Below are 25366 nucleotides of genomic sequence, written 5' to 3' on the forward strand. Positions count from 1 at the left end.
ACGTGATATTTCACGAGATGCATCTTTGTCGGAGAATCAGAGGAAATATCCGTGCTTCTTCGAGATAATGTCTACAACAGCCTCAGGTCTGATATCCTGATGTGTCGCTTTTTGCCAGGCGATGATATGCGGGAGCAGGAGCTGGCGGAGCGCTATGCGGTCAGCCGCCAGCCCGTACGTGAGGCTTTGCTGCGGCTCGAGCGCGAGCATCTCGTGACGGTGCAGCCGCGCCAGGGTTATCGGGTCAATCCGATCTCGATCTCGGACGCCCGGGACCTGTTGCGGTTTCGCTATGCGGTCGAGCCGGCCTGTGTGTCGGAAGCGATCGAGCACGCCTCGGACAACATCCTGCGCGGATTGGACCAATACAGGTCGTTCGACGGCTCGGCGGAAGATTTCATCGATTACAACCGCGCCTTCCACATCGCGCTGGCACAGGCGTCCGGCAACCGGCGCATGGCGTCGGCCGCGCGCGATCTGATCGAACAGGCCGACCGGCTGGTGCGTATCAGCATCGCCAACGTCAAGGGCCGCGATCACATGCAGCTCGTGGGCGAGCACGTCAGCCTGATCGACGCGATGCAGCGCCGCGACCAGCGCGGCGCCGCGCGCATCATCAAGGCTCACATCGAGAAAACAGAAAAGCGCGTGCTGCCTGCCTTGGCGCGTAACGCGATCATCGTCGAAGCGAGAGATCTATGAACATTCCAACAAAAACAGGCTCCATCGATGTCGAGATCCACGGCAATTTCGTCGATGGCCGCGAAATCGAAGCCGGCAACGGCGAGATGATTGATGTGCGGAACCCGGCTACGGGCGACGTCATCGCGCGAATCCCCAATTCGACCACGGCCGATATCGATCATGCGATGAAGAGCGCGCGTGCGGCGTTCGAAGGACGCGCATGGGGCGGCATGGATACGCGCGCCCGCGCCCGCCTCATCAACAAGCTTGCCGATGCCTTCGAGGCCAATCTCGACACGCTATACCGGCTGGAGACGTTGAACAACGGCCGTCCTGTCAACGAGACCCGTGCGCAGCTTGCGCGTCTTCCTGATTTCTTCCGCTATTTCGCCGGCGTTGCCCTGGCGCGGCGTGATTCGGTCATCCCGGTCGAAGGCGCGTATCTCAACTACACATTGCGCACGCCGATCGGGATCGTGGCGAACTGTACGCCGTTCAATCATCCGCTGATGATCCTGTGCAAGTCGCTGGCTGCCGTTCTGGCCACCGGCTGCGTGACGGTCGTGAAGCCCTCGGAATACACACCCCTGACCACGCTGAAGCTCGCGCAGATCTTCACCGAAGCCGGCCTGCCGCCGGGTGTGTTCAATATCGTGCTGGGCTACGGCCCAAGTGCCGGCAAGATGTTGTCCGAACACCCTGACATCAACAAGCTGGTGCTGACCGGCGGCACCGAAGCCGGGCGCATCGCCGGATCATCCGCGGCGAAAGTGTTCGCGCATCAGACCATGGAGCTCGGCGGCAAGACGCCTGTCATGGTGTTCGACGATTTCGATGTCGATCAGGCAGTGAACTACGCTGCCTTCGGTGCCTTCATCGGTGCCGGCCAGACTTGCGTCTGCGCTTCCAGGCATATCGTGCAGGCCTCGATCTACGACGAGTTCGTCGCGAAGTTGCAGGCCAAGACGAAGTCTATCCGTATCGGCGATCCGTTCGATCCCAACACGCAGCTCGGCCCGGTGATCTCGGCGCGCCAGCGTGACCGCGTGCTTTCCTATGCGCGTTTCGGTCACGAAGACGGTGCCCGGCTGGTTGCTGGTGGCGTTGCGGCAAAGGTTGCCGGTCACGAAAACGGGTTCTTCGTGGAGCCCACGGTGTTCGCCGATGTTCGGTCGGACATGCGCATCTTCCAGGAAGAGGTGTTCGGCCCGTTCACCTCTGTCACGCCGTTCAAGGACGAGGCCGATGCGTTGCGTCTGGCCAATGATTCCCCGTTCGGACTTGCAGCGGCGATCCGCACCCGTGACGTCGCGCGCGCACATCGCGTGGCCGGCCGCGTCAAGGCGGGTATCGTCTGGATCAACGATCATCATCGCCTCGATCCCGCATCGCCCTGGGGCGGCGTGGACGACAGTGGCATCGGCCGTGAATGCGGCACCGAAAGCTTCGATGATCACTTCAACACCAAGAGCGTGATGGTGGCGACGGGCGATGGCCCGTTCGACTGGTATCGCGACACGGCGGGGCAGAAGCGACTGAACTAGAGCAAAGCGATCGCCAACAGATCCCCCACAGAGGGACGGCGCTAATCGATATGGAAACAAACAGGGAGAGACGACGATGCCGACATCAGTAAATGCGGGCGGCCGGTTGGACCGGCTGCCGATCGGACCGTTCCACTACCGCATCATGACGTTGATCGGGATTGGAATGTTCTTCGACGGCTTTGACATCTATATCGCAGGAACAGTGCTGGGCGTGACGCTCAAGAGCGGCTTCTCGACGCTCGCCGAGAATGCGCTGTTCATTTCGGCGACGTTCTTCGGAATGATGCTCGGCTCGTTCGGCACCGGCTTTCTCGGTGATCGCTACGGCCGTCGGTTCTCCTATCAGTTCAATCTGCTGCTGTTCGGCGTGGCATCGCTCGCGGCGGCATTCGCACCAAACATGACCATCCTGATCCTGTGCCGCTTCGTGATGGGCCTCGGACTCGGTGCCGAAAACGTGGTCGGCTACTCGACGATGACCGAGTTCGTTCCCGCGCGTTCGCGGGGCAAGTATCTGGGGCTGATGGCCGTCTGCGTCGTCAGTGGCCTGCCGGTGGCGCTGCTGGTGGCCTCGTTCGTGGTGCCGATGTTCGGATGGCGCGCCATGTTCGTGCTCGGCGGCATCGGTGCGCTGGTGGTCTGGTACATGCGCAAGAACCTGCCGGAGTCGCCGCGCTGGCTCGAGGCCGTCGGCCGCCGCGAGGAGGCAGAGGCGCTCATGCAGAAGATCGAGAGTGAGGCCGCCCAAGGCAAGCCGCTGCCGCCGGTGACCACGGTCCCGACCGTGCAGGCGTCCGGCCAACTGTCGTCGCTATTCGCGCCGCCACTGCTGTCGCGCATGATCGTCGGTTCGATCTGCCTGATCACCATCAACACATTGCTGTATGGCTTCGTGACCTGGCTGCCGGTGTTCTTCATCAAGCAGGGATTGAGCGTCGCGACGTCGTTCAGTTACTCGCTGCTGATGGCGTTGGGCGCTCCGGTCGGCTCGGCTATTGGCGCGCTGACGGCCGACCGTTGGGGCCGCAAGCCGACCATCATCGGTTCGTCGCTGATCGCGGTGGTGTTGGGCATCATCTATCCGATGATTTCCGATCCGCTTCTGCTGCCAGCGGTCGGTTTCGCGCTCACGATCCCGATCTATGTGCTGGTTGCGTTGCTGTTCGGCATCTATATCCCCGAACTGTTCCCCACCGAAGTGCGCTTGCGGGCGTCGGGGATCGTCAACACGCTGGGGCGCGGCGCAACCATTGTGACGCCGTTCTTGGTGGTGACCCTGTTCGAGGCGCGCGGCGTTGCGGGCGTAATGGCGCTGATGATCGGATTGCTGGTGCTGCAGATCATCACGGTGTGGGCGTTCGGCATTGAGCCACGGAACCGCAGCCTTGAAGAAATGAAGACCGACGAATCCTCAGCGCCCGTGCTGAAGGAAGCGTCCTAGTCATTCAGTCCAATGGGCCGCAGGAAACTGCGGCCCATTGCTGCTAATTCGCTCCCACCTGTCCGGCTTCCCAGCCGATCATGGCCTGCTTCCGTGTAATGCCCCAATGATAACCCGTCAGCGCGCCGGATTTACCGATCGCACGGTGGCAGGGCACCACGAAGGAAATCGGATTCCTGCCGACGGCGGCGCCGACGGCGCGTGCGGCCTTCGGGTTGTCGATCTTACAGGCGATATCCGAATAGCTGACGGCGCGGCCCATCGGGATTTTCAGCAGCGTTTCCCAGACACGGACTTCGAAGTCGGTGCCGATCAGCACCACCCGCAACGGCTGGTCCGGGCGCCACAGCTTGCTGTCGAAAATTCGCTGCGCCAGTCCGGCCGTGCCAGGAGTGTCCTCAATCAATGTGGCCGCCGGCCAGCGCCGACTCATGTCGGCGAAAGCGCGCTGTTCGTCGCCGGGATCGGAGAAAGCGAGACCCGCAAGGCCGCGGTCGCTGGCGATCACGATGGCAGTGCCGAACGGCGAGGAATGGAAGCCATAACGCAGCTCCATGCCGGCGCCGCCGGTTTTCCATTCTCCGGGTGACATCGCTTCATGGGTTACGAAGAGATCGTGCAGCCGGCCCGGGCCGGAAAGGCCTGAGTCGAGCGCGGCGTCGAGGACGCTGGCGGAATCGCGCAGCAGGTGCTTGGCGTGGTCGAGCGTCAGCGCCTGCATGAACGCTTTCGGTGTCAGTCCCGCCCAGCGGCGGAACAGGTGATGCAACTCGTCCGGCGTCACGCTCGCGGCATCCGCCACGGCCTCGATGTTCGGCTGGTCCCGCCACTGCGAGTGCATGAAGCCGATGGCACGGCGTACGGAATCGTAATCGCGCAGGGCCGCGTCGCGCTGGCCCGGCTTGATCGGGCGATGCTCAGTCATCGCTAGGTCTCTGGCAAGATTCATCATGATATCGATGTAGGCCTGCCCCGACGCGCAAACCACCCGTTTCCCGATGGATCATCAGTTCACCGGATTATAGGTCGGGCCGCGTTTGGCGGCCTGGAGCGCTTCCATCAAGGCTTTGATGAAGCTCGCCTTTTCCTCCGCGCCGAGGAACCGTGCGATCGACACCCGACGGCCGCGCGACACCAGAAAAAGCTGCTCGATGCCGAATTCGGCGTGGCACACCTGATCGATCTGCACCCAGAGTGGATTGAATGCCCATTCCACGACGTCGCCTGATGGGCTGACCCGGCGCACACGGATTTCCGACGGCGTGACCGTGATCTCTTCGGTGGCCCTGGCGCGTCTGTCGTAGACCTTGAAGGCGATATAGATCGCCAGCAGGTCGAGGCCGAAAAAGCCGAGCACCGGCCAGGCGCCCATCAGCAGGAAGGCCATCCCCGCGCCGAACGAGACCATGCTGATGAAACCCATGAGCACGAGGAAGCCCTTGCGACCCAGCGCGTGATGCGGACGCAGCAGCGCGCTGAACAGCATCGGTTCCTGCGGGACGTCAAAGTCGTTGCCTGATGTCATGGTCCCTCAGTATATCCCTTTGATGCCGAAAATCACCCGCAAGCTCGCCGCCAGCGCAAAGTCCAGTCCTGCAAAGAAGGTTGTAGCGAAAGCGGTAAAGGCGCCTGCGAAGAAGGTCGCCAAGCCGAAGCCCATCAAGCTGAAACCCATCAAGTTGAAGCCTTGGACCAAAGCCCAGGTCCATGAAGCCTTCTCGCGCTTCCGCAAGGCTAATCCCGAGCCCAAGGGCGAGCTCGAACATCTCAATCCCTACACATTGCTGGTTGCAGTGGTGTTGTCCGCGCAGGCGACTGACGCCGGCGTCAACAAGGCGACGCGCGCGCTGTTTCCCATCGCCGATACGCCGCAGAAAATGATTGATCTCGGCGAAGAGGCGGTGCGGGACTATATCAAGACAATTGGACTCTACCGCACCAAGGCGAAGAACGTCATCGCGCTGTCGGAAAAACTGATCCGCGAATTCGGTGGCGTCGTGCCGCGCACCCGCGCCGAAATCGAGTCGTTACCGGGGGCGGGGCGCAAGACAGCCAATGTCGTGCTCAACATGGCGTTTGGCGAGCACACGATGGCTGTAGACACCCATGTCTTCCGCGTCGGCAATCGCACCAACATGGCGCCGGGCAAGAACGTGCTCGACGTGGAGCTGGAGCTGGAGCGCGTGATCCCCGACGAGTTCATGCTGCATGCCCATCATTGGCTCATCCTGCACGGCCGCTATACGTGTCTCGCGCGCAAGCCGCGCTGCGAGGTGTGTCTGATCAACGATCTGTGCCAGTGGCCGGAGAAGACCGTGGTCTAGGCGACCGGCATCTTCGTCACGCGACCCGGCTCGATCAGCTCCGGTCGTGGTCCGCTCAATCGCTTGTGCATATGGACCATGAAGGCCATGCCGAACAGCGGCGTGGCCAGGTTGACGATCGGGATCGAGACGAAGGCTGCGATGAACAGCCCGGCGGTGAACACCGTCGCCGCATGCTGCTTGCGCATCGCCTTGGCGTCCGCCGGCGAGCGGAACCGCATGGCGGCCAGCTCGAAATATTCGCGGCCGAGCAGCCACGCTGTGGCGATGAAGAAGACGACGAAACCAATACCGGCGAAGAATACGAAGGGCAGCGCGATCAGATAGACCGCGATGGTCAGCAGCGCGGTCTTGCCGCCTTCGGTGATCGCGAGCCCGAACGGCAATGCGACGCCGACCCGCTCCGCGGGATAGTGCTCGCGCTCGACGATATCGGCAACATCATCGACGAACACGCTGGCGACCAGTGACGTGATCGCCGGCATCAGAAAGATTGCGCCGACAACGACGCCGAGACCGGCGGCAATCGACAAGATCCAGGACAGCACATTAATCATCGTGTGGTAGTCCGACCCGATCGTGCTTTCGGCCCAGACGCCGCCCGAAGTGGCAGCCCAGTTCAACAACCGCTGCATGCCGATTGCCAGGACAGTGATTAAAACCAGGGCAAGTCCGATCGACTTCCACAGGATGCTGCGCATCGGTGGTGAAAGAATTTGCGATAGCGCCTTGGCGGCAGCGACAAGCATCCGATTTTCTCCTTGCAATCACGAAGACGTAACCCTTGCGAAGTTGTCAGACAAGTGCAGCGCAGCATCGACTTCTTCACTGGACGGATAAATAGAAAGAGGTAGTCTCAAGAAAAACAATCATCAGGGAGGACGACGTCTTGATCACCAAGGGTACCCGTGCGCTTGTTTTCGCCACTGCCGCTTCTGGCTTGTTTCTGACCGCAGCGCCCGCCTTCGCGCAGCAAAGCATCACCGTCTGGTTCAGCAAGGGGTTTTATAAGTCTGAAGATGAATCGCTGTTGGCGGCGATCAAGAAGTTCGAAGACAAAACCAAGATCAAGGTCGAACTCTCGCAATATGCCATTCAGGACATGATCCCGAAGACCGTGGCCGCGTTGGATTCCGGCACGCCGCCAGATGTCGCTTATGCCGACACCTACGATGTGCAGGCATCCGGCAAATGGGCCTTCGAAGGCAAGCTGGAAGATATCACCGACATCCTAAAGCCGATGATGGATAAATTCGCGCCGAACACGGTCGAGACGGCCTATCTGATGAACGGTCAGACCAAGAAGAAGGCGTATTACGGCTTTCCGCTGAAGCAGCAATCGATGCATGTGGAGATCTGGAGCGATCTGCTCGAGCAGGCCGGCTACAAGATCAGCGATATTCCCAAGGACTGGAAGGGTTATTGGTCGTTCTGGTGCGACAAGGTCCAGCCGGCCTATCGCAAGGCGTCAGGCAGCCGTGCCTATGGTGTCGGCCAGCCGATGGGCGTGGAGTCCACGGACTCGCTGCAGTCATTCTACACCTTCATGGATGCCTATAACGTCAAGCTGGTGGACGACGATGGCAAGCTTCTGGTGGACGACCCCAAGGTCAAGGAAGGCCTGATCGGCGCACTCAGGGACTATACCGACACCTATATCAAGGGCTGTACGCCGCCATCCTCGACAACGTGGAAGGACCCCGACAACAATGTCGCCTTCCACAACAAGAGCATCATCATGACCCACAACTTCACGATTTCGATCGCGGCGAAGTGGTTTGAGGATTCGCAGAACCAGACGCTGACGCCGGAGCAGCGCGCGGCCGGCAAGAAGGCCTATGAGGAAACCATCGTCACTGCATCGTTCCCGCTGAAGCCGGACGGCACGCCGATCAAGTATCGCTCCGACGTGAAGACGGGGATGATCTTCTCGCAGTCGAAGAACAAGGCGGGCGCCAAGGAGTTCGTCAAGTTCCTGATGGAAGAAGAAAACCTGGGCCCCTATGTCGAGGGCGCGCTCGGTCGTTGGTTCCCGGTGACCAAGGCTGGACAGGCAAGCCCGTTCTGGCAGGCCGACAAGCATCGCAAGGCGGTCTACACCCAGTTCACGGGAGGCACCTCGTCGTTCGATTTCGTGAAGAACTACAAGTTCACGATCCTCAATAACGAGAACGTCTGGGCCAAGGCGATGAACCGCGTGGTCAGCGAGAAGGTGCCGGTCGAGAAGGCCGTCGATGAGTTGATCGCCCGCATCAAGGAAATCGCGGGTTAGTCCGAGACAAAGCCGGCCGCCCCTCGCGGCCGGCTTTTGCAATGGTGTACAGCATGGCCACGATCACCTATCCCGCTCCCGCCGATACGCTGCCACGCCGGCCATGGTCCGCCCGCCTGACGACGCCGCAGGTCTGGGGCGTCGTGATGATCGCGCCCTATCTGCTCGTGTTCGCCGCCTTCGTGGTCTATCCGATCGGTTATGGCTTGTGGCTGGCGCGGCACCCGGCGAGTTACGTCGCGCTCTATAACGATCCGGTATTCGCGCGCGCCGTCGTCAACACGCTGATCTTCCTGATTATCGGCATCAATGTGAAGATGCTGATCGCTCTGTTTCTGTCCGGCTTCTTCGTGCAGTCACGGACATGGATACGCTGGCTGTCGGTACTGTTCATCCTGCCTTGGGCGGTGCCGTCGATCCCGACCATCCTGTCGGTGCGCTTCATGTTCAATCCCGAATGGGGCGTGATCAATAATCTGATCTTCAAGTTTACTGGCGAGGATGGGCCCAACTGGCTGAACGATCCCGCTATCGGCCTGACGCTGGCGATCATGGTCCACATCTGGAAGTCGCTGCCGTTCTGGACGCTGATCCTGATGACAGGACGTCTGGCAATCTCGACGGACATGTTCGAGGCCGCCGATGTGGACGGCGCCAGCTGGTGGCAGAAATTCCGCTTCATCACCTGGCCATCGATGCAGACGCTGTATCTCACCTGCACGCTGCTTTCGATGATCTGGACGCTCGGCGACTTCAACAGCGTCTATCTGTTGACGGGAGGCGGGCCAGCCGATCTCACTCATGTTCTGTCTACATTGGGGATTCGCTATCTCCGCCTCGATCAGCTCGACATGTCGATGGCATCCATCGTTTGCGCGATGCCGCTTGTGCTGCCGCTGGTCTATTTCATGATGAAACGGCTCTCTCGATGAAGAGGTTCACCCGATGAGAGTGCCAACGCTACGAGAGGTCGGCACCGAAGCGCGACTGTTGTTGATTGGCATTCCCGTGCTGATCTGGACGCTGATTCCGATCTATCACATGTTCCTGTTCGCGATCTCGCCGAAGCAGGATGCGTTCGCGGGCAAGTTGTGGCCCGACCATCCGACGCTGAACAATTTCAGAATCGTGTTCAATCAGCAGCACTATTTCCTGCGCGATTTCTGGGCGCAGTTCCTGAACTCGGTCGTCATCGCGGTGGCGGTCGGTGCGCTGACGCTGGTGATTGCGACATCGGCGGCCTTTGCGATCAGTCGCCTGCGCGTCCGCGGCGGCCGAACGGTGATGAACATGGCGCTGTTCACCTATTTCATTCCCGCCGCATTCCTCGCTGTGCCAATGTATCGCACCATGGGCAATTACGGCCTGCTCAACAATCACTGGTCGCTGATCCTGGCGATGGTGACCATTGCTTCGCCCTATGCGATCTGGGTGCTCAAGCAGGCGTCGGACAAGCTGCCGCTCGAGCTCGACGAAGCCGCCATCATGGACGGCGCGACGCCGCTGCAACTGTTTCGGATGGTCTATGTGCCGCTGATGTTGCCATCGCTGGTCGCGATCGGGACTTATGCGCTGCTGCTCGCCTGGAACGAATATCTCTACGCCTTCCTGCTGCTGTCCAAGGATACCGAGATCACGCTACCCGTCGCGCTCGGCAACTTCCTGGCCGCTGATGACTCGCCCTGGGAATTGCTGATGACCACGGGCTTTATTTACGCGCTACCACCAGCCGCAGTGTATTACGCCTTTCGGCGCTACATGGTCGGCGGACTCACAGCGGGCGCGGTCAAGTCTTGAAGTGGCGGATCAGGCGATAAGCCTGATCCGAGGCCTGCTCACGTCTTCGTCAGCCACTTCCGCTTCCGTGTCAGTCGTCTCAGGAATGAGCGTCGGCGTGCCGAAGACGTCCGGAAATGGATCGAAAGTGCCCGCCACCTCCCGGAGCGGCTTTTGTTTGTCGGCCCAATGCAATGCCGTGTAGTCGAATCCGAGTTCAATGGTCGGCTTCACCACTTCGAAATAGGGCGAGATATCGAAATCCCTGGGCATATACAGCGATGAATCGCGGATGTGCAGAATCTCGCGACGGGCCTGGCGGCTACCGGCGCGGGTGATTTTCGGCAGAATCGGATAGCGCACGGCATCGAAAGCCTGCGCGATCAATGCCGAGCAGATGATCTTGGTGGGATCGCCGGAGCCGAAAGCGATCATGCGCCGCCGCCAGCGCTGCGGTATTGGCAGCGGGATCAGGAAGCGCATCAGGTCGAGAATGTTCTTGGTGTCGTAACCAAAGCCAATCCGGTTGATGGCGTAGCGACACACAGTGGTGCGGTCCTCGTAGGACAGACCGACCGGGCGGCACAGGCGGGTGTGGAACGGATAATATTTCGACAGCGGTGCCGAGGTGACACCTTCGCCGATATTGGCCTCGATCAGCACATGCGGCTCGCCGTTCGGCTCTGCAGCACCATCGATTGGGCCGACATAGAGCGCGGCATGCGACCAGGTCGATTGCGTGAGATATTTGATGATGCCGGAGACGCGGTTGTTGCCTTCGACCAGCAGCACGTCACCTTCCTCGATGATACCGCGCAGGCGTTCGGGGTCGCTCGGCGTGAATGGCTCGTAGCCGGGCAGCTCCTTCTGCAGATATTTCGCGATCAGTTTCCCGACCGTATCGAGCATGAGGCCCATGATCGTGACTCCCCCAGCGCGGTTCATGTCGACCGCTTTCCCTGGCTCCATCATGGTCGAGAGCCATTGCAATTTGGTTCATGCCCGCGCGGCGCTGGTGACAATTCATTCACCACGATGGTTGCCGCACACCCTCGAATACGGCAAGGTTCGCGAGACGTTCTCATGCATCATAAAATTTCGGAAACCATGTCATGACGATTTCACGCCGAGATTTCCTGTCGGCGTCCGCAGCATTGACACTTGTGCCGCTGTTCGGCGCAAGGACATTGGCCGCGTCGCTGCCGCGGGATGCTGACATTGTCGTGATTGGCGCGGGCGCAGCGGGCATCGCTGCGGCGCGTCGCATCCAGGCGGCCAATCGCAAGGTGATCGTGATCGAGGCCTCCAGCCGGATTGGCGGACGGTGCATGACAGACGCGACAAGTTTCGACGCCCCGTTCGATCGCGGCGCGCGCTGGCTGCACACGCCGGAAACCAACGCAGTGGTGAAGCTTGCCCGGCCGGTGGGAATCGATGTCGCGCCATCGCCGCCGAGTCAGAAGCTGCGCATCGGCCGTCGTAATGCTCGCGCCGGCGAGACCGAGGAATTGCTCGCTGCGGTGGTGCGGGCCAATCGCGCCATCGACGAAGCAGCGCGCCGTGCCGACATCTCCTGCGCCGCGGCGCTGCCGAAGGACCTCGGGGACTGGGCGGGCACGATCGATTTCGTGCTCGGGGCCTATGCGACCGGCAAGGACCTCAAGGATCTCTCGACGCTGGATCTCTCTCGCGCGCAGGATCGCGCCATCGATGTTGCCACGCGCCAGGGGCTCGGCGCGTTGATGGGCAAGCTCGGCGAGGCCGTTCCGGTGGCGCTGTCGACCCCTGCGACGCGCGTGACCTGGAGCGGACGCGACATCGGCGTTGAGACGGCGTCAGGGCGCATTGCGGCGCGGGCGGTGATCATCACCGCATCAAGCAATGTGTTGTCGTCGGGGACAATCAAGTTCACGCCGGAACTGCCAAAGCGGCAGCTCGACGCGGCGGCAAAACTCAGCCTCGGCAGCTATGACCGTATCGCGCTACAGTTTACTGGCAATCCGCTCGGGCTGGGTCGCGATGAGCTGATGGTCGAGCAAAGCACGAGCACACGTACCGGTGCGCTGTTTGCGAATATTGGCGGGTCATCGCTGTGTACCGTCGATGTCGCGGGCGCGTTCGGCCGCGACCTTGCAACTCAGGGCGAGGCCGCGATGGTGGCTTTCGCCGTTGAATGGCTGACGAAGCTGTTCGGCTCCGATATCAAACCGGCGATCAAGCGTTCTGCAACGACGCGCTGGGATACGATGCCATTCGTGCTCGGAGCCATGTCGGGGGCCGCACCGGGTGGCCAGGCCTCGCGCCGCGTATTGGCTGAGCCTATGGGCAATCTGTTCCTTGCCGGCGAAGCCACGCACGAAACATTGTGGGGCACGGTCGATGGCGCATGGGAAAGCGGCGAGCGCGCAGCAGAGGCGGCGCTCAAGAAGATCGGCGCAATGAAAGAGCCGGAACCAGACAAGCCGGTGCGGACGAAGCAGCGGCGGCAGCGGTCGAGCGGAGCGGGGTCGGAGTAGCCGCGACGTAAGGCTGCTATTGGCGCTACACCGGTAGCGCCAGCTGCATCAGATCCTTGGCCACGATGATCTTGCCGGAAAAATTCTTTCGCGCTCCTTCGATCCAGTTCTCGTCGGTGACTTCAGGATCGTCGCCCGGCACGAAGTGGCTGAGCACCAGCACCTTCACGCCAGCCGCGGCGGCGATGCGGCCGACATCCTCGGTGGTGGTGTGGCTTTCCATCAAATGTTTTTTCAGCGTCGCGCCGTTCTTCGTCTTGATCACCAGCCGGTCAACAGCGGGCACGTAAAGTGCCTCATGCACCAGCACGTCCGCTCCCTTGGCGAACTCTGCGAGCTTTGGGTTGTAAGCGGTGTCGCTGGAGAACACGATGACGCCGTCGGGCGTCTCGAATTTGTAGGCGAAGCTGTCGACGATCGGCGGATGCGGAGTGCGAAACGCTGTCACCTTGACGTCGGCGGTCTGCAACACCACGCCATCCTCCGCGATATCCTTGGCAACGAGCAACGGCCGCGGATCGGGGCGGCCTTCATCTTCGATGCGGGTATCAACGTCGAATTTGTTCAACTCCCAGTAAGTCCGGGTCATTGCCTCGATGCCCTTGGGACCAAACGAGTGGATCGGCGTCGAGAGGCCTGCGGCCCAAGCATTGTAGAACAAGTTGCCGTATTCCAGATTGTGATCGGAATGGTGGTGGCTGATGAAGATATACTTCACCGAGGGAAGCGGCACGCCGGCATTGACCAGTTGCCGGCTGACGCCCATGCCGCAATCGATCACGAATGGCGTGTCGTTGACGACAACGAGGTTGGCGGGATTGGATGCACCGACGCCGACGCGTGGGCCGCCCTTGGTGCCGAGAAATATGATCCTGGTGCGCGGTTTTGCTGGCGTCTGCGCCAGCGTGGGGCGCGCCGCGAGGACCATGGCGCCGGCAGCGGCAAACTTCAGCATGTCGCGGCGATCGATCATGGTCTTCTCCCGTTGTTCTTGAATTGGAGAGACCCTAGCGCCGCGGCGGCTGGCGCCGCAAGTCACGCAAGCGTCAGTGAAATATCCCGTCGAACAGCGGCAGGCTGATCAGCGCCGAGACGGCGATCAGCGCGTAGCAGATCTTGCGGAACAGCTCATCGCTGGCCTTGCCAAACAGTTTCGAGCCGAGCCAGAGGCCGAGACCGAACAGTGGTCCGGTAATCACCGCGAGGCCGAGAATGGCGGAACTCCACAATCCGCCGATCGTATAGCTGATGATGATCAAGACGTCTGCGACCGCGAAGTACAGGATGATATTTGCGCGGGTGACGGCAGCGACTGCCGCGTCTCGCAGCCAATACATCACTATCGGCGGGCCGCCGAGTTGCGCCAAGCCACCAAAAAAGCCGGCGACGCCGCCGACACTGACCGTCACTGGAACGGTCGGCTTACCGGGATAGCGCCAGCCGGAGATCAGTAGCGTCAGCATCGTGACGATCAGTGCGACGATGCCCCAGCGAACGGTCAGCGGATCGGCCCAGGCTAAGGCCATCGTGCCGAGTGGCACGCCAATAAGTGCGCCCAGCGAAATGATGCTGACGTCGCGCCTGTCGGCTCGTCTTGCGGCGTTCGGGATCAGCGTCAGCGTGGTCGAGAAGTCGATCAGCAGCAGCAAGGGCGACGCGACCTGCGCGCCCGCCACGCTTGAGGCGAGCGGCATGAAGATCAGCGCCGAACCGAAGCCCGAAAACCCGCGGGCCAGTCCGGCGATGAAGGCGGTGACGGTGATAAAAACGAGCGACGTGGTCGAATACTGGACCAGGCCGAGTGATTCCATCATGCGCGTAACGTGCCGCCCGTCTTCTTCGTTACTTCCGCCACGATCTTCGCTGCCACCGCATCGATTTCCTGATCAGTCAGCGTCTTCTCGCGCGGCTGGATCGTGACCGCAATTGCCACCGACTTCTTGTCGTCGTCGATGCCCTTGCCTTCGTAGACGTCGAACACCGTCACATCGGTGACCAGCTTCTTGTCCACGCCGGCTGCCGCACGGAGGATGTCACCGGACCTGACCTTGCGATCGACGATGAAAGCGAAGTCGCGTGACACAGGCTGGAACGCCGAGAGCTCCAAAGTCGGTTTGGCGCGGGTCGCCTTCTGCTTGGCGTCGGGAATGCGATCGAGGATCACTTCGAACGCCATCAACGGGCCGTCGGCACCGAGTGCTTCGAGCGTGCGCGGGTGCAACTCGCCGAAATAACCGAGGACGTTCTGCGGTCCGATCTGGATCGTACCCGAACGGCCGGGATGCAGCCAGTTCGCGCCACCGGCGACGATCTGCAGCGCCTGCATCGGTGCACCTGCGGCTGCGAGAACTGCAAAGGCATCGGCCTTGGCGTCGAGTGCGTTCGCAGCGCTGGCGCCTGACCAATGACGGCCGTTGCCAGCCGACGAGGCGAGGCCACGCCGCACGCCGGATGCAGCCATGAACTGATCTTGCGGGCGATCGCCGCGAAAGATCTGGCCGACTTCGAACAGCGCGAGGTCGGACGAACCGCGATGCGCATTGGCCTGAGCGGCTGCGATCAGTCCGGGCAACAGGCTCGGCCGCATGTCGGAGAGGTCGGAGGCGATCGGGTTGGCCAGCGCCAGTTCCGGCGCGCCGCCGCCGAACACCTCGGCATGCGGCTTCGAAATGAACGACCATGTCACGGCCTCGACGAGGCCGCGCGCGGCCAGTCCACGCTTGGCGCGGCGGGTGCGCTGCTGGATCTGCGTCAGTACCGGCTTGCGCGGGGCATCGCCGCGCGGGAATGGCGTCATCGGCACCTTGTCGACGCCGAAGATGCGCATGACTTCTTCGACGATGTCGGCCTTGCCGGTCACGTCGCTACGCCATGACGGCACTGCGACCTTCACCACGGGGCCGCTGCCGGCCGCCATGAAGCCGAGATGCGTCAGGATGCGTCGCATCTCCGGGAATGGCACGTCGATGGCGGCGAGGCGCTTCACCTCGGCAATCGGGAAGTCGATGATACGGTCGTCGCCGTAGGGCTTGCCAACGACGATGCTCTCCGACGGTGCGCCGCCGCACAGTTCCATCACCAGCTTGGTTGCCAGTTCGAGACCGGGCACCATGAAGACCGGATCGACGCCGCGCTCGAACCGATAACGCGCGTCGGAATTGATCCCGAGCCTGCGGCCGGTCTGCGCGATATTGATCTCGTTCCACAGCGCGGATTCGATCAGTACATCAGTGGTGTCTTCCGAACAGCCCGACGCTTCGCCGCCCATGATGCCGGCGAGCGACTCGACACCATTGTCGTCGGCGATGACGCAGGCCTTGCTGTCGAGCGTGTATGTCTTGCCGTCGAGCGCGAGCAGCGTCTCGCCGTCACGTGCGCGGCGTACCACGATATCGCCCTTCACCTTGGCGGCGTCGAACACATGCAGCGGACGGGCGCGGTCGAAGGTCAGGAAGTTGGTGATGTCGACCAGCGCATTGATCGGGCGCAGGCCGATGGAGGTCAGCTTCTTCTGCAGCCACTCCGGCGATGGGCCGTTCTTGACGCCGCGCACGAGACGCAGTGCGAAGCCGGGGCACAGCTTGGCGTCTTCGACGGTGACTTTCACCGGGCAGGGGAATTCGCCCTTGATCGGCTTGATGCCGGGATTCTTGAACACGCCCATGTCGGCCGCGGCGAGATCCCTGGCGATGCCGGACACACCGGTGCAATCCTGACGATTAGGCGTCAGATTGATTTCTATGACGGGATCGCCGAGCTTGGCCCAGTCGGGGTAAATCGCGCCGACGGGCGCATCGGCGGGCAGTTCGATGATGCCATCGATCGTATCGGGAAGGCCGAGCTCACCAGCCGAGCACATCATGCCCTGGCTTTCGACGCCGCGGATATTGCCGAGACCGATAGTGAAATCCTTGCCCGGGATATAAGTGCCGGGCCTGGCCAGGACGGTCTTCAGCCCCGCGCGCGCATTCGGCGCACCGCAGACGATCTGCAGGGGTTTGTCGTCGCCGACATTGACGGTGCAAACGCGCAGCTTGTCGGCATTCGGGTGCTTCTCGGCTGTGACGATCTCCGCAATCGTGAACGGCTTCAACAGCTTCGCCTTGTCGTCGATATGCTCGACCTCAAGTCCGATCATGGTGAGCTTGTCGGCCAGTTTCTCAAGCGACTCGTCGGTCTCGAGATGATCTTTCAGCCAGGAGAGGGAGAATTTCACGTGCTCAGTCCTCCGGCCAGCGTCGGTACTTCAAGCGGCTTGAAGCCATAGTGATTGAGCCAGCGCACGTCACCCTCGAACAGTTGGCGCAGGTCAGCCATGCCATATTTCAGCATTGCGATGCGATCGATGCCCATGCCCCAGGCGAAGCCCTGATACACGTCGGGATCGATGCCGCAGGCGCGTAGCACATTCGGATGCACCATGCCGCAGCCGAGAATCTCGAGCCAGTCTTCGCCTTCGCCGAAGCGGATCTCGTTCTTGTCGCGGCGACACTGGATATCGACTTCCAGCGACGGCTCCGTGAATGGGAAGAACGACGGACGGAAGCGCATATTGACGTTGTCGACCTCGAAGAAAGCCTTGCAGAATTCGTGCAGGATCCATTTGAGGTGACCGAGATGCGAACCCTTGTCGATGACCAGGCCCTCGACCTGATGGAACATCGGCGTGTGAGTCTGGTCAGAGTCGCTGCGATAGGTGCGGCCCGGACAGATCACGCGGATCGGCGGCTGCTGGCTCAGCATGGTGCGCACCTGCACCGGTGACGTATGCGTGCGTAGCAGCAGGCGCGAGCCGTCTTCCTTCGGATTGAAGTAGAAGGTGTCGTGCATCTCGCGGGCAGGGTGGCCCTCGGGGAAGTTCAGTTTGGTGAAGTTGTAGTCGTCGGTCTCGATGTCCGGACCTTCGGCGACGGCGAAGCCCATATCGGCGAAGATCGTCGTCAATTCGTCCCAGGTCTGGCTGAGCGGATGAATGCGGCCGAGTTCAGCGGGGCCATCGCGCAGCGGCAGCGTCACGTCGATGGTCTCGGAAGCGAGACGTGCATCGAGGGCTGCGGATTTCAACACATCGCGGCGCGCGGTCAGCGCTTGCGTGACGGTGTCCTTGGCCAGGTTGATGGCCGCGCCTTCGGTCTTGCGTTCTTCTGGCGTCATCTTGCCGAGAGTCGACAACAGCGCGGAGATCGAACCCTTCTTGCCGAGCGCGCCGACGCGCACGGCTTCCAGGGCGGCTTCGTCGGAGGCATTGGCAATATCGGCCAGAATAGTCTGTTGGAGCGTCGTCAGATCGGACATCAGCAACCTCGATGAGAGAGGCGGGCGCCTCTTGCTGTCTGCGCGTCCGACGGAAGGCCGGGCACCAGCTTCTACAGCACGGGTATCACAGGGATTAAGACGTCAATGGCCGGGACAGGAGCGCGTGAACGCTTCTGCCCGGCCATGACAATGTCGATGAATACGCGGTGTGGAGAGCTCAGGCCGCCAGTGCGGCCTTTGCTGGCTTAGGCTGCGAGTGCAGCTTTGGCCTTCTCAGCAATCGCGTTGAACGCCGCCGGCTCGTTGATCGCGAGATCCGAGAGCACCTTGCGGTCGACCGTCACGCCGGACTTGGCGAGACCGTTGATAAACACGCTGTAGGTCATGCCGAGCGGACGGACGGCAGCGTTGAGACGCTGGATCCAGAGCGCGCGGAACGTACGCTTCTTGCGCTTGCGATCGCGGAACGCATATTGGCCGGCCTTGTCGACGGCGGCCTTTGCGGCGCGAATGGTGTTCTTGCGGCGACCGCGGAAACCCTTGGCGGCCTTGTAGACTTTCTTATGCTTGGCGTGAGCCGTCACACCGCGTTTTACGCGAGCCATGACTGATCTCCTTCATCTGAAATAACAAAAGGGGTGATATCCGCCGCAATGAAGCGGCGTAAGGGCGATCAGGCGTTTGGCAGAAAGTACTGCTTGATGTTGTCGCCGTCGGTCTTGAACAGCACGCGGGTGCCGCGGAGCTGACGAATCTGCTTCTTCGTCCGCTTGATCATACCGTGGCGCTTACCGGCATGGGCGGCCATGACCTTACCCGTTCCGGTGACTTTAAAGCGCTTTTTAGCGCCCGACTTGGTCTTCAGCTTGGGCATTTGGCTCTCCTATGGCCACGCAGAAAGCGCCCCGAAAGGCGTTGCGTCGGCTAAAATGCTCGTTAGAGCGTTGAAAATGCTCAACTAACCGCCGTTTGCGGGAAGTCAGCACAGTCGTCGACACGGCAGCCCTTAATCAGCCGGGCGACGAAGGTTGCGCTTATGGCAGAGGAATGCTCCGATGGCAACGATTAACGCGGCTCAACACTCTGTTTAGCGCATGGCTTCAGACTGGTCCGACGCGCCCCGGATGCCTATGTGATCCGGACCAGAGAAACAGAGGGACGACGACAATGGCCCGGAATGCACGTGCCGCCGCAAGGGCGGTTGCCATCCAGCAAGATGCTGCTGCTCAGACCGCCACCCGCTTGATGTTTGCTGCTGCGGGGCTTGCTGCGGCACTCGCGCTGGCCGGTGCACTCGCCCTCATTTCGGGCTGAGCCGCCCAGCTCCGGACGATCTCAGAATACGCCCAAAGAAAAAAGGCCCGCCAGAAATCTGACGGGCCGAAATTTCTGATTACCAACCTCGTTAAGGTCAGTTGGCGCTGTGATCAGCGCGGTGCAAGTACCATCACCACTTGACGACCTTCGAAGCGCGCGTCCTGCTCCACCTTGGCGTATTCGGCGACGTCTGCTTTGACCTTGTCGAGCAGCTTGGTACCGATTTCCTGGTGCGCCATTTCGCGGCCACGATAGCGCAAGGTGATTTTCACCTTGTCGCCTTCTTCGAAGAAGCGCTGCATTGCGCGCATTTTCACGTCGTAGTCATGATCATCGATCATCGGGCGGAGCTTGATCTCCTTGATTTCGACGATCTTCTGCTTCTTGCGGGCCTCGGCGGCCTTCTTCTGCGCCGAATATTTGAACTTCCCGTAGTCCATGATCTTGCAGACGGGGGGGCTCACATTCGGCGAAATCTCGACCAGATCCATACCGGCTTCCATCGCCATCTTGATCGCAGCAATGGTTTCCACGGTGCCGTGGTTGAGGCCGGTCTGATCAATCAGCTGGATCTGCAGATTGCGAATTTCATCGTTGGTGCGCGGCCCGTCTTTGGTTGCGGCGGGCGGGGCTCTGTTGGGACGGCGAATGGGTAACTCTCCAATGTTGTTTAGGAAGGCCGCAGTGTGAAGGAATAAGGCGTTTGGAGCAAGCAAACTCACGCAACGCAGCGCCAATCACTCAAATACGAGGCAATTTCGTCACGCGAAAGGCCATAGGCGTCGTACACCGCTGACCTTGCTCAAATAGAGTTCCCCGGCCCGTTCTGCAAGCCGTGGTTGACAGGAGCGCAACGCGGCATCGAGGCGGACGTTCCCTGGGATGATATCGACGTTGACGATCCCGACCTGCTCAATCAAACAGCAATCGGCATTTCAGGGTCGAGCAAGGATGGTTTGATGAGCACAGCGGTATCAACCGACCCCACTTTCATCACGGCAGGTACAGGCAGTAGCCGCCGCCAGATCGCGATGCGGGTCCGCGACGGCGCTGCTCCGGGCCTGTTCTGGATGAGCGGCTTCAAATCCGACATGCAGGGTGGCAAGGCGGTGGCGCTCGACGCCTGGGCCGCCGACCATGGCCGGGCCTGTGTACGTTTCGATTATTCCGGCCATGGTGAATCCGGCGGCGATTTCGTCGATGGGACCATCGGCCAATGGCTGGAGGATGGCCTCGCGGCGTTCGATGCGGCCTGTCAGGGGCCGCAGGTGGTGATTGGCTCGTCGATGGGCGGCTGGATGGCACTCCTGCTGGCGCGCGCGCTGGCCCGACGCGGCAAAGTAGGGCGCGCGACGCTGAAGGGCCTGGTGCTGATCGCGCCGGCGCCGGATTTCACCGAAGAGCTGATGTGGAAAGGCTTCTCGCCGGAAATCCGCGCGGAGATCGAGACCACCGGCCAATGGCTGCGCCCGTCGGAATATGGCGAGCCCTATCCGATCACGCGGCGGTTGATCGAAGAGGGGCGCAATCACCTGCTGCTCGGCGGTACGATCGATGTCGGTTGCCCCGTGCGGATTTTGCAAGGCAGGCAGGACCCCGACGTGCCCTGGCAGCACGCTTTCCGGCTGACCGAACGGCTGCCGAGCGAAGATGTCGTGTTGACCATGATCCAGGACGGCGACCATCGGCTGTCACGCCCGCAGGACATTGCGCGACTATTGTCGGCTGTGGCGGAGTTTTGATTGCATCACCCGTACCGTTGAATAGGCTCGCCTGAAAAGAGCGACAATCAGCGGGAGGAATTCGGATGGACGCTACGGCACTCTTGCGCGCATTTTGCGATGCCGTTGAACAGCGTGACGGCCAGAGCTTCGCTGCGCTGTTCACTGAAGACGGCGTCTATCACGACGTCTTCTACGGCGCATTCGAAGGCCGCGTGAAAATCGCCGACATGGTCGATGACTGGTTCTATCGGACCGCGGAAGATTTTCGTTGGGACATGCACACGCCCGTCAGCGACGGCACCACGCTCTATGCGCGCTATACATTCAGTTATCGCTCGAAACTCCCGGAAGCCAATGGCGGCCGCGCGATGTTCGAGGGCGTTGCGATCATGACGCTGCGTGACGGCAAGATCGTGAGCTATCACGAAGTGGCCAATACGGCACCGGCCTTCGTCGATCTGCATTTCGCGCCGGAACGCATCGCCAAGATCGTCGGCAAGCAGAGCGCTGCGCTCAAAGCGCGGCCGGAGATGGCGCGACATCTGACGAACTGAGCGCCAGTCGCCACTCGCTACCGACGCTCTCGTCCTGTTCGGCTTCGGCGAACTGCACAGCCAATGCAGCAAACGCATCCGCAGGCATCAGTTGCGACAACGCCCACACTGCTGCCCCGCGGACCATAGGGCTTTCATCGCCGAGCAGTCGCTGCGCGTCGTCCATCAGCGACAGGTCGTTTGAATTGCCGATGGCGATCAGCACATTGCGGATGAAACGGTTGCGGCCGATACGCTTCACGGGTGACTTCGTAAAGAACGTGCGGAAAGCCGCATCGTCGAGCTTCGCAAGTTCGGCCAGCGACGGCGCGCGCAACTCATCGCGTGCGGCGAGTTTGATCTCGCGGCCTTCCTGGGCGAATTTGTTCCATGGGCAGGCGGCGAGGCAATCGTCGCAGCCATAGATGCGATTGCCCATGGGCTTGCGGAATTCGCGCGGGATCGGGCCCTTGTTCTCGATCGTGAGATAGGAAATGCAGCGCCGCGCATCGAGTTTGTAAGGCGCCGGGAAGGCCGATGTCGGGCAACTGTCGAGACAGGCCTGGCACGAGCCGCAGTGATCGATGGTGCGCGCATCGCGCGGCAGTTCGAGCGTGGTGAAGATCGCGCCGAGAAACAGCCACGAGCCGAATTCGCGCGAGACGAGATTGGTATGCTTGCCCTGCCAGCCCAATCCTGCCGCGCCGGCGAGCGGCTTCTCCATCACGGCGGCCGTATCGACGAACACTTTGACGTCGCCGCCAGCCTGCGCGATCAGCCAGCGCGCCAGCAGCTTCAGGCGCTTCTTGATGAGATCATGATAGTCGTCGCCGCGGGCATAGACCGAGATTGCGGCGTGCGAGCGCTGCTTGAGGATTTCGAGCGGGTTCTCGTCGGGGCCGTAATTGACGCCGAGCATGATGACGGAGCGCACGTCCTGCCACATCACCTTGGGGTCGGCGCGGCGGTCCGGATTGTCGGCAAGCCACTCCATGTCACCATGGGCGCCGGCATTGAGAAATTCCTGCAGCCGCTCGCGCACGCCGGCGATGGCATCTGGATCGGTGATCCCGATTGAATCGAAGCCAAGCGCCTTCGCTTCGCGCGTCAGCCTATCCTTGAGATCGGCGGGAAGCGTGGCGCGGTCGTCGTCAGCGGATGGACTCAGAAATCGAGATCCACATAGGTCCGCGATGCCGGCACGCCCGCCAGCCATTCGCTCAGCAGCGGTCGGAACGACGGACGGGATTTCACCCGCGCGTACCACGCCTTCGCTGCGTCGTCCTCGCTCCATGGCACATCGCCCAGATAGTCAATCGCCGACAGATGAGCTGCCGCGACCAGATCCGCATAAGTCAGTCGGTCACCGGCCAGAAAATTGCGTGTCCGCGCCAGCCAGCCGATATAGGCCAGATGATAGCGCACATTTGCGGTGGCTGCGCGAATCACATCCATCGCCGGGGCGCCGCCGCCGACCTCTTCGCTCATGAAGCGCTTGTAGATGCGCTCGGTGACCAGTGGGCTGGACGCTTCCTCGAAGAATTTCTCGTTGAACCACGCCATCAGCCGGCGCACTTCGATGCGTTCCGCCATCGCGACAGGCAGCAGGCGACGATCGCCCATCTCCGGTCCATGGGTCTCGTCGATATATTCGGCGATGATCCCGGCGCCAGGAATCGGCGGGAAACCGTCGGTGAGCAGCACAGGCGTAGTTCCCGCAGGATTGAGCGCCAGAAATGCCTCGCGCCGATCCCACGGCCGCTCGTCCACCAGTGTGAGGTCGAGTCCGTATTCGCCGAGTACGAGACGAATGAAGCGGGAATGCGGACAGAACGAGTGATGGTAAAGCGTGTACATGCGGGCCTTGATAGTTATGCGGTCGTTAAGAAAGCGTCTCGGTTGCGTCGGTGGTAAAAGTGTCACGCGGCGCGCGCCAAACTAGCGAAGCTTGGCTCTGAGGCAACCCGCGAATGTGATGGTATTTGCGATTGCAGCAATGAAGGGAATAGGCGAGAAGAACCCGGCTTTTTCAGGCCCACACTGACGAAGGACAGATAAGCGGATGATGTCTGATGCGATAAGGGCGGTGATTCTCGGCATTGTCGAGGGTGTCACCGAGTTCCTGCCGGTTTCCTCAACGGGGCATCTGCTGCTCGCGGAACGCTTCTTCGATCTGGGCGAGGACAATTTCTGGAAAAGCTTCGCCGTGCTGATCCAGCTCGGCGCCATTCTGGCGATCCTTGCACTTTACTTCGGCAAGTTGTGGCATATCGCGCTGAACCTGTTCAAAGGCGATGCTGCTGCGCGCCGTTTCGTGATCGGCGTGCTGATCGCGTTCCTGCCTGCCGCGATCATCGGCGCGGCTGCGGGCGGCTATGTCAAAAGCTATCTGTTCAATCCGTGGGTCGTGTGCTTTTCGCTGATCGTCGGCGGCGCGATCCTGCTTTGGGTCGATCAGCTCGATCTTGAGCCGGTACATCACGATGCCACGACATTTCCATTGCCGATGTATCTGAAGATCGGTCTGGCGCAGTGCGTGGCGATGATTCCCGGCGTGTCGCGCTCCGGCGCGACCATCGTCGGCGCTATGCTGCTCGGTGCTGAAAAGCGCGCAGCGGCGGAGTTCTCGTTCTTCCTGGCGATCCCGACCATGGTCGGCGCTTTCGTCTACGATCTCTACAAGAGCCGCGCCGATCTCTCGGTCGATCACGGCGTGATCATCGCCATCGGTTTCGTGGTGTCGTTCATCACCGCGATCATCGTGGTGAAAAGCTTTCTCGGCTACGTGACCCGCCACGGCTTCGCGTTGTTCGCATGGTGGCGCGTGATCGTCGGTACGCTCGGCCTGATCGCGCTGGCGCTGGGCTACTGAATTTTGCCAAACATCCTGCTGTCATCCCCGCTCCGCGCACGCCTTCGGCGTGCCAGGCGGGGACGACATCGTCAGTTTATGCCGTTATGCGCGAACTGACCGGTGGCGCGGAAGCGCCAGAGATATTGTGGCGCAATCGCTTCAAGCGAATCAGCGGCAATACCCAGGCCATCCAGCGTTAGACCGGCCGCCTTGGCGGCTTCCGACACCACATTGTCGACACCAAGCATGGCGACCTGATCCGGCGTCAGCTTGAAGTCGCCAGGGGCGAATTGCAGGAAATAGGACTGCAGCTTGGCGATGGCCGTCGGCACCGGCAGCGTCATGCGCTTGCGCTCGATGGTGGTCAGAATGATCTCGATGATTTCATTCATCGTCAGCACTTCCGGGCCGCCAAGTTCATAGGTGGCGCCCGGCCTGGTCTTGCCGTCGACGGCATCGGCCGCAGCCTGGGCGACATCGCCCACATAGACCGGCTGCATCTTGGTCGTGGCGCCGAACACCGGCATCACCGGGGCCATCCGGGCGAGATTGGCAAATCGATTGGTGAACTGATCCTCGGGGCCGAACACGATCGACGGGCGCAGGATGGTCGCGGAAGGCACAGCCGCCAGCACGGCCTGCTCGCCGGCCGCCTTGGCACGGGCATAGGCCGATTCGGAATCGGCATCGGCGCCGATGGCTGAAAACTGCACCATCCGCGCGCCGATCTCGGCGGCAGCCTGCGCGACCGCGCCGGCGCCTCGCGCCTGCACGGCATCAAAGGTCTGCGCGCCGCTTTCGGTCAGGATACCCACCAGATTGACGACGATGCTGGCGTCGCGCATCGCGGCCTTGATCGAGGCGGGGTGGCGCAGATTGGCCTGAACGATATTGATCTGTCCGACACGGCCAAGCGGTTGCAGATGGCCGGCCAGTTCCGGCCGGCGCACGGCGACCCTGATCCGGTATTCGCGCTTCGCCAGCGCGCGGACCACATGGCGTCCCACGAAGCCGGATCCGCCGAAAACCGTAACGAGGGTGTCGATGGGGGCAGCCATGGATCAGTTCCTTGAGTCAGTCATGCAAGGGCAAAACGGGGGAATTTAGACCAATTCGCGATAC

26 protein-coding genes are annotated in these 25366 nt (G+C 61.3%); 12 read left to right on the top strand and 14 right to left on the bottom strand.

Annotated elements, in window-relative coordinates; translation table 11 throughout:
• Window positions 1–51: 51 nt before the first annotated feature.
• From AB8B20_RS20850 to AB8B20_RS20860, 3 genes are all read left to right on the top strand, one after another.
• Window positions 52–702: a GntR family transcriptional regulator gene (locus tag AB8B20_RS20850; RefSeq protein ID WP_439074121.1), complete on the top strand. Its 651-nt coding sequence runs from the start codon at window positions 52–54 to the stop codon at window positions 700–702.
• On the top strand, window positions 699–2228 hold the full coding sequence (locus tag AB8B20_RS20855; RefSeq protein WP_439074120.1) for an aldehyde dehydrogenase: 1530 nt from the start codon (window positions 699–701) through the stop codon (window positions 2226–2228). Before AB8B20_RS20850 ends, AB8B20_RS20855 begins: the two co-directional genes overlap by 4 nt.
• A gap of 76 nt (window positions 2229–2304) precedes the next feature.
• Window positions 2305–3672 (top strand): MFS transporter, encoded by a 1368-nt coding sequence (locus AB8B20_RS20860; protein WP_089263047.1) that lies wholly within the window; start codon window positions 2305–2307, stop codon window positions 3670–3672.
• A 43-nt stretch (window positions 3673–3715) separates the two neighbouring features.
• Here the strand turns inward: AB8B20_RS20860 and AB8B20_RS20865 are convergent, their stop codons facing one another.
• Entirely contained in the window at window positions 3716–4597 is an 882-nt protein-coding gene (locus tag AB8B20_RS20865) for a methylated-DNA--[protein]-cysteine S-methyltransferase (RefSeq protein ID WP_439074119.1), read from the bottom strand.
• A gap of 81 nt (window positions 4598–4678) precedes the next feature.
• Window positions 4679–5197, bottom strand: coding sequence for a DUF2244 domain-containing protein (locus AB8B20_RS20870; protein ID WP_439074118.1), 519 nt, complete (start codon window positions 5195–5197; stop codon window positions 4679–4681).
• A gap of 22 nt (window positions 5198–5219) precedes the next feature.
• Between AB8B20_RS20870 and nth the strand changes: the two genes are divergently transcribed.
• Complete coding sequence (gene nth, locus AB8B20_RS20875) at window positions 5220–5996, top strand: endonuclease III (protein WP_439074117.1); 777 nt, start codon at window positions 5220–5222, stop codon at window positions 5994–5996.
• Here the strand turns inward: nth and AB8B20_RS20880 are convergent.
• On the bottom strand, window positions 5993–6745 hold the full coding sequence (locus tag AB8B20_RS20880; protein WP_439074116.1) for a sulfate transporter family protein: 753 nt from the start codon (window positions 6743–6745) through the stop codon (window positions 5993–5995). The two genes, nth and AB8B20_RS20880, sit on opposite strands and share 4 nt — an antisense overlap.
• Before the next feature lie 140 nt (window positions 6746–6885).
• Here AB8B20_RS20880 and AB8B20_RS20885 point away from each other — a divergent pair, with 140 nt between their 5' ends.
• From AB8B20_RS20885 to AB8B20_RS20895, 3 genes are read left to right on the top strand one after another with little or no spacing between them, the layout of a single operon-like run.
• A complete protein-coding gene (locus AB8B20_RS20885; protein ID WP_089263039.1) occupies window positions 6886–8268 on the top strand; it encodes an ABC transporter substrate-binding protein in 1383 nt (460 codons plus the stop codon).
• A gap of 53 nt (window positions 8269–8321) precedes the next feature.
• Window positions 8322–9200, top strand: coding sequence for a carbohydrate ABC transporter permease (locus AB8B20_RS20890; protein ID WP_089263663.1), 879 nt, complete (start codon window positions 8322–8324; stop codon window positions 9198–9200).
• A 13-nt stretch (window positions 9201–9213) separates the two neighbouring features.
• On the top strand, window positions 9214–10065 hold the full coding sequence (locus AB8B20_RS20895; RefSeq protein WP_068730277.1) for a carbohydrate ABC transporter permease: 852 nt from the start codon (window positions 9214–9216) through the stop codon (window positions 10063–10065).
• Between the two features lie 9 nt (window positions 10066–10074).
• Here the strand turns inward: AB8B20_RS20895 and AB8B20_RS20900 are convergent, their stop codons facing one another.
• Window positions 10075–10962: a YiiX/YebB-like N1pC/P60 family cysteine hydrolase gene (locus AB8B20_RS20900; RefSeq protein WP_120287707.1), complete on the bottom strand. Its 888-nt coding sequence runs from the start codon at window positions 10960–10962 to the stop codon at window positions 10075–10077.
• A gap of 194 nt (window positions 10963–11156) precedes the next feature.
• On the opposite strand from AB8B20_RS20900, the gene AB8B20_RS20905 reads away from it, so the two are divergent.
• Window positions 11157–12560 (top strand): flavin monoamine oxidase family protein, encoded by a 1404-nt coding sequence (locus AB8B20_RS20905; protein ID WP_439074115.1) that lies wholly within the window; start codon window positions 11157–11159, stop codon window positions 12558–12560.
• Between the two features lie 25 nt (window positions 12561–12585).
• Here AB8B20_RS20905 and AB8B20_RS20910 read toward each other — a convergent pair whose 3' ends face one another.
• From AB8B20_RS20910 to rpmI, 6 genes are all read right to left on the bottom strand, one after another.
• A complete protein-coding gene (locus AB8B20_RS20910; protein WP_439074114.1) occupies window positions 12586–13533 on the bottom strand; it encodes an MBL fold metallo-hydrolase in 948 nt (315 codons plus the stop codon).
• A 73-nt stretch (window positions 13534–13606) separates the two neighbouring features.
• Window positions 13607–14374 carry a TSUP family transporter gene (locus tag AB8B20_RS20915; protein WP_439074113.1) on the bottom strand — a complete coding sequence of 256 codons (768 nt, stop codon included), beginning with the start codon at window positions 14372–14374 and terminating at the stop codon, window positions 13607–13609.
• Window positions 14371–16776 carry a phenylalanine--tRNA ligase subunit beta gene (gene pheT, locus AB8B20_RS20920; protein WP_439074112.1) on the bottom strand — a complete coding sequence of 802 codons (2406 nt, stop codon included), beginning with the start codon at window positions 16774–16776 and terminating at the stop codon, window positions 14371–14373. Before pheT ends, AB8B20_RS20915 begins: the two co-directional genes overlap by 4 nt.
• Window positions 16773–17855: a phenylalanine--tRNA ligase subunit alpha gene (gene pheS, locus AB8B20_RS20925; protein WP_089263024.1), complete on the bottom strand. Its 1083-nt coding sequence runs from the start codon at window positions 17853–17855 to the stop codon at window positions 16773–16775. Before pheS ends, pheT begins: the two co-directional genes overlap by 4 nt.
• A gap of 206 nt (window positions 17856–18061) precedes the next feature.
• The gene (gene rplT / locus AB8B20_RS20930) at window positions 18062–18421 is read right to left on the bottom strand and encodes a 50S ribosomal protein L20 (RefSeq protein WP_068730282.1); all 360 of its coding nucleotides are present in this window, start codon (window positions 18419–18421) and stop codon (window positions 18062–18064) included.
• Window positions 18422–18489: 68 nt separating this feature from the next.
• Window positions 18490–18690 (bottom strand): 50S ribosomal protein L35, encoded by a 201-nt coding sequence (gene rpmI, locus AB8B20_RS20935; protein ID WP_068730283.1) that lies wholly within the window; start codon window positions 18688–18690, stop codon window positions 18490–18492.
• 293 nt (window positions 18691–18983) lie between these two features.
• Between rpmI and AB8B20_RS20940 the strand changes: the two genes are divergently transcribed.
• The gene (locus AB8B20_RS20940; RefSeq protein ID WP_170849628.1) at window positions 18984–19130 is read left to right on the top strand and encodes a hypothetical protein; all 147 of its coding nucleotides are present in this window, start codon (window positions 18984–18986) and stop codon (window positions 19128–19130) included.
• Between the two features lie 113 nt (window positions 19131–19243).
• On the opposite strand, the gene infC is transcribed toward AB8B20_RS20940, so the two are convergent.
• Window positions 19244–19783, bottom strand: a complete 540-nt coding sequence (gene infC / locus AB8B20_RS20945; RefSeq protein ID WP_086936983.1) for a translation initiation factor IF-3 — start codon at window positions 19781–19783, stop codon at window positions 19244–19246.
• 309 nt (window positions 19784–20092) lie between these two features.
• Here infC and AB8B20_RS20950 point away from each other — a divergent pair, with 309 nt between their 5' ends.
• The gene (locus AB8B20_RS20950; RefSeq protein ID WP_439074111.1) at window positions 20093–20875 is read left to right on the top strand and encodes an alpha/beta hydrolase; all 783 of its coding nucleotides are present in this window, start codon (window positions 20093–20095) and stop codon (window positions 20873–20875) included.
• Window positions 20876–20940: 65 nt separating this feature from the next.
• Entirely contained in the window at window positions 20941–21411 is a 471-nt protein-coding gene (locus AB8B20_RS20955; RefSeq protein WP_439074110.1) for a nuclear transport factor 2 family protein, read from the top strand.
• On the opposite strand, the gene queG is transcribed toward AB8B20_RS20955, so the two are convergent.
• Both queG and AB8B20_RS20965 read right to left on the bottom strand, forming a co-directional pair.
• Complete coding sequence (queG, locus tag AB8B20_RS20960; protein ID WP_439074109.1) at window positions 21371–22606, bottom strand: tRNA epoxyqueuosine(34) reductase QueG; 1236 nt, start codon at window positions 22604–22606, stop codon at window positions 21371–21373. The genes AB8B20_RS20955 and queG overlap by 41 nt on opposite strands.
• On the bottom strand, window positions 22555–23247 hold the full coding sequence (locus AB8B20_RS20965; protein WP_439074108.1) for a glutathione S-transferase family protein: 693 nt from the start codon (window positions 23245–23247) through the stop codon (window positions 22555–22557). The genes queG and AB8B20_RS20965 overlap by 52 nt, the downstream gene beginning before the upstream one ends.
• Window positions 23248–23452: 205 nt before the next feature.
• Between AB8B20_RS20965 and AB8B20_RS20970 the strand changes: the two genes are divergently transcribed.
• Window positions 23453–24262: an undecaprenyl-diphosphate phosphatase gene (locus AB8B20_RS20970; protein ID WP_170849629.1), complete on the top strand. Its 810-nt coding sequence runs from the start codon at window positions 23453–23455 to the stop codon at window positions 24260–24262.
• A 71-nt stretch (window positions 24263–24333) separates the two neighbouring features.
• Here AB8B20_RS20970 and AB8B20_RS20975 read toward each other — a convergent pair whose 3' ends face one another.
• Window positions 24334–25302 (bottom strand): complex I NDUFA9 subunit family protein, encoded by a 969-nt coding sequence (locus AB8B20_RS20975; protein WP_439074107.1) that lies wholly within the window; start codon window positions 25300–25302, stop codon window positions 24334–24336.
• Window positions 25303–25366: the final 64 nt, after the last annotated feature.

This window comes from Tardiphaga sp. 866_E4_N1_4 (assembly GCF_052076075.1).
GTDB classification, from domain to species: Bacteria; Pseudomonadota; Alphaproteobacteria; order Rhizobiales; family Xanthobacteraceae; genus Tardiphaga; species Tardiphaga robiniae.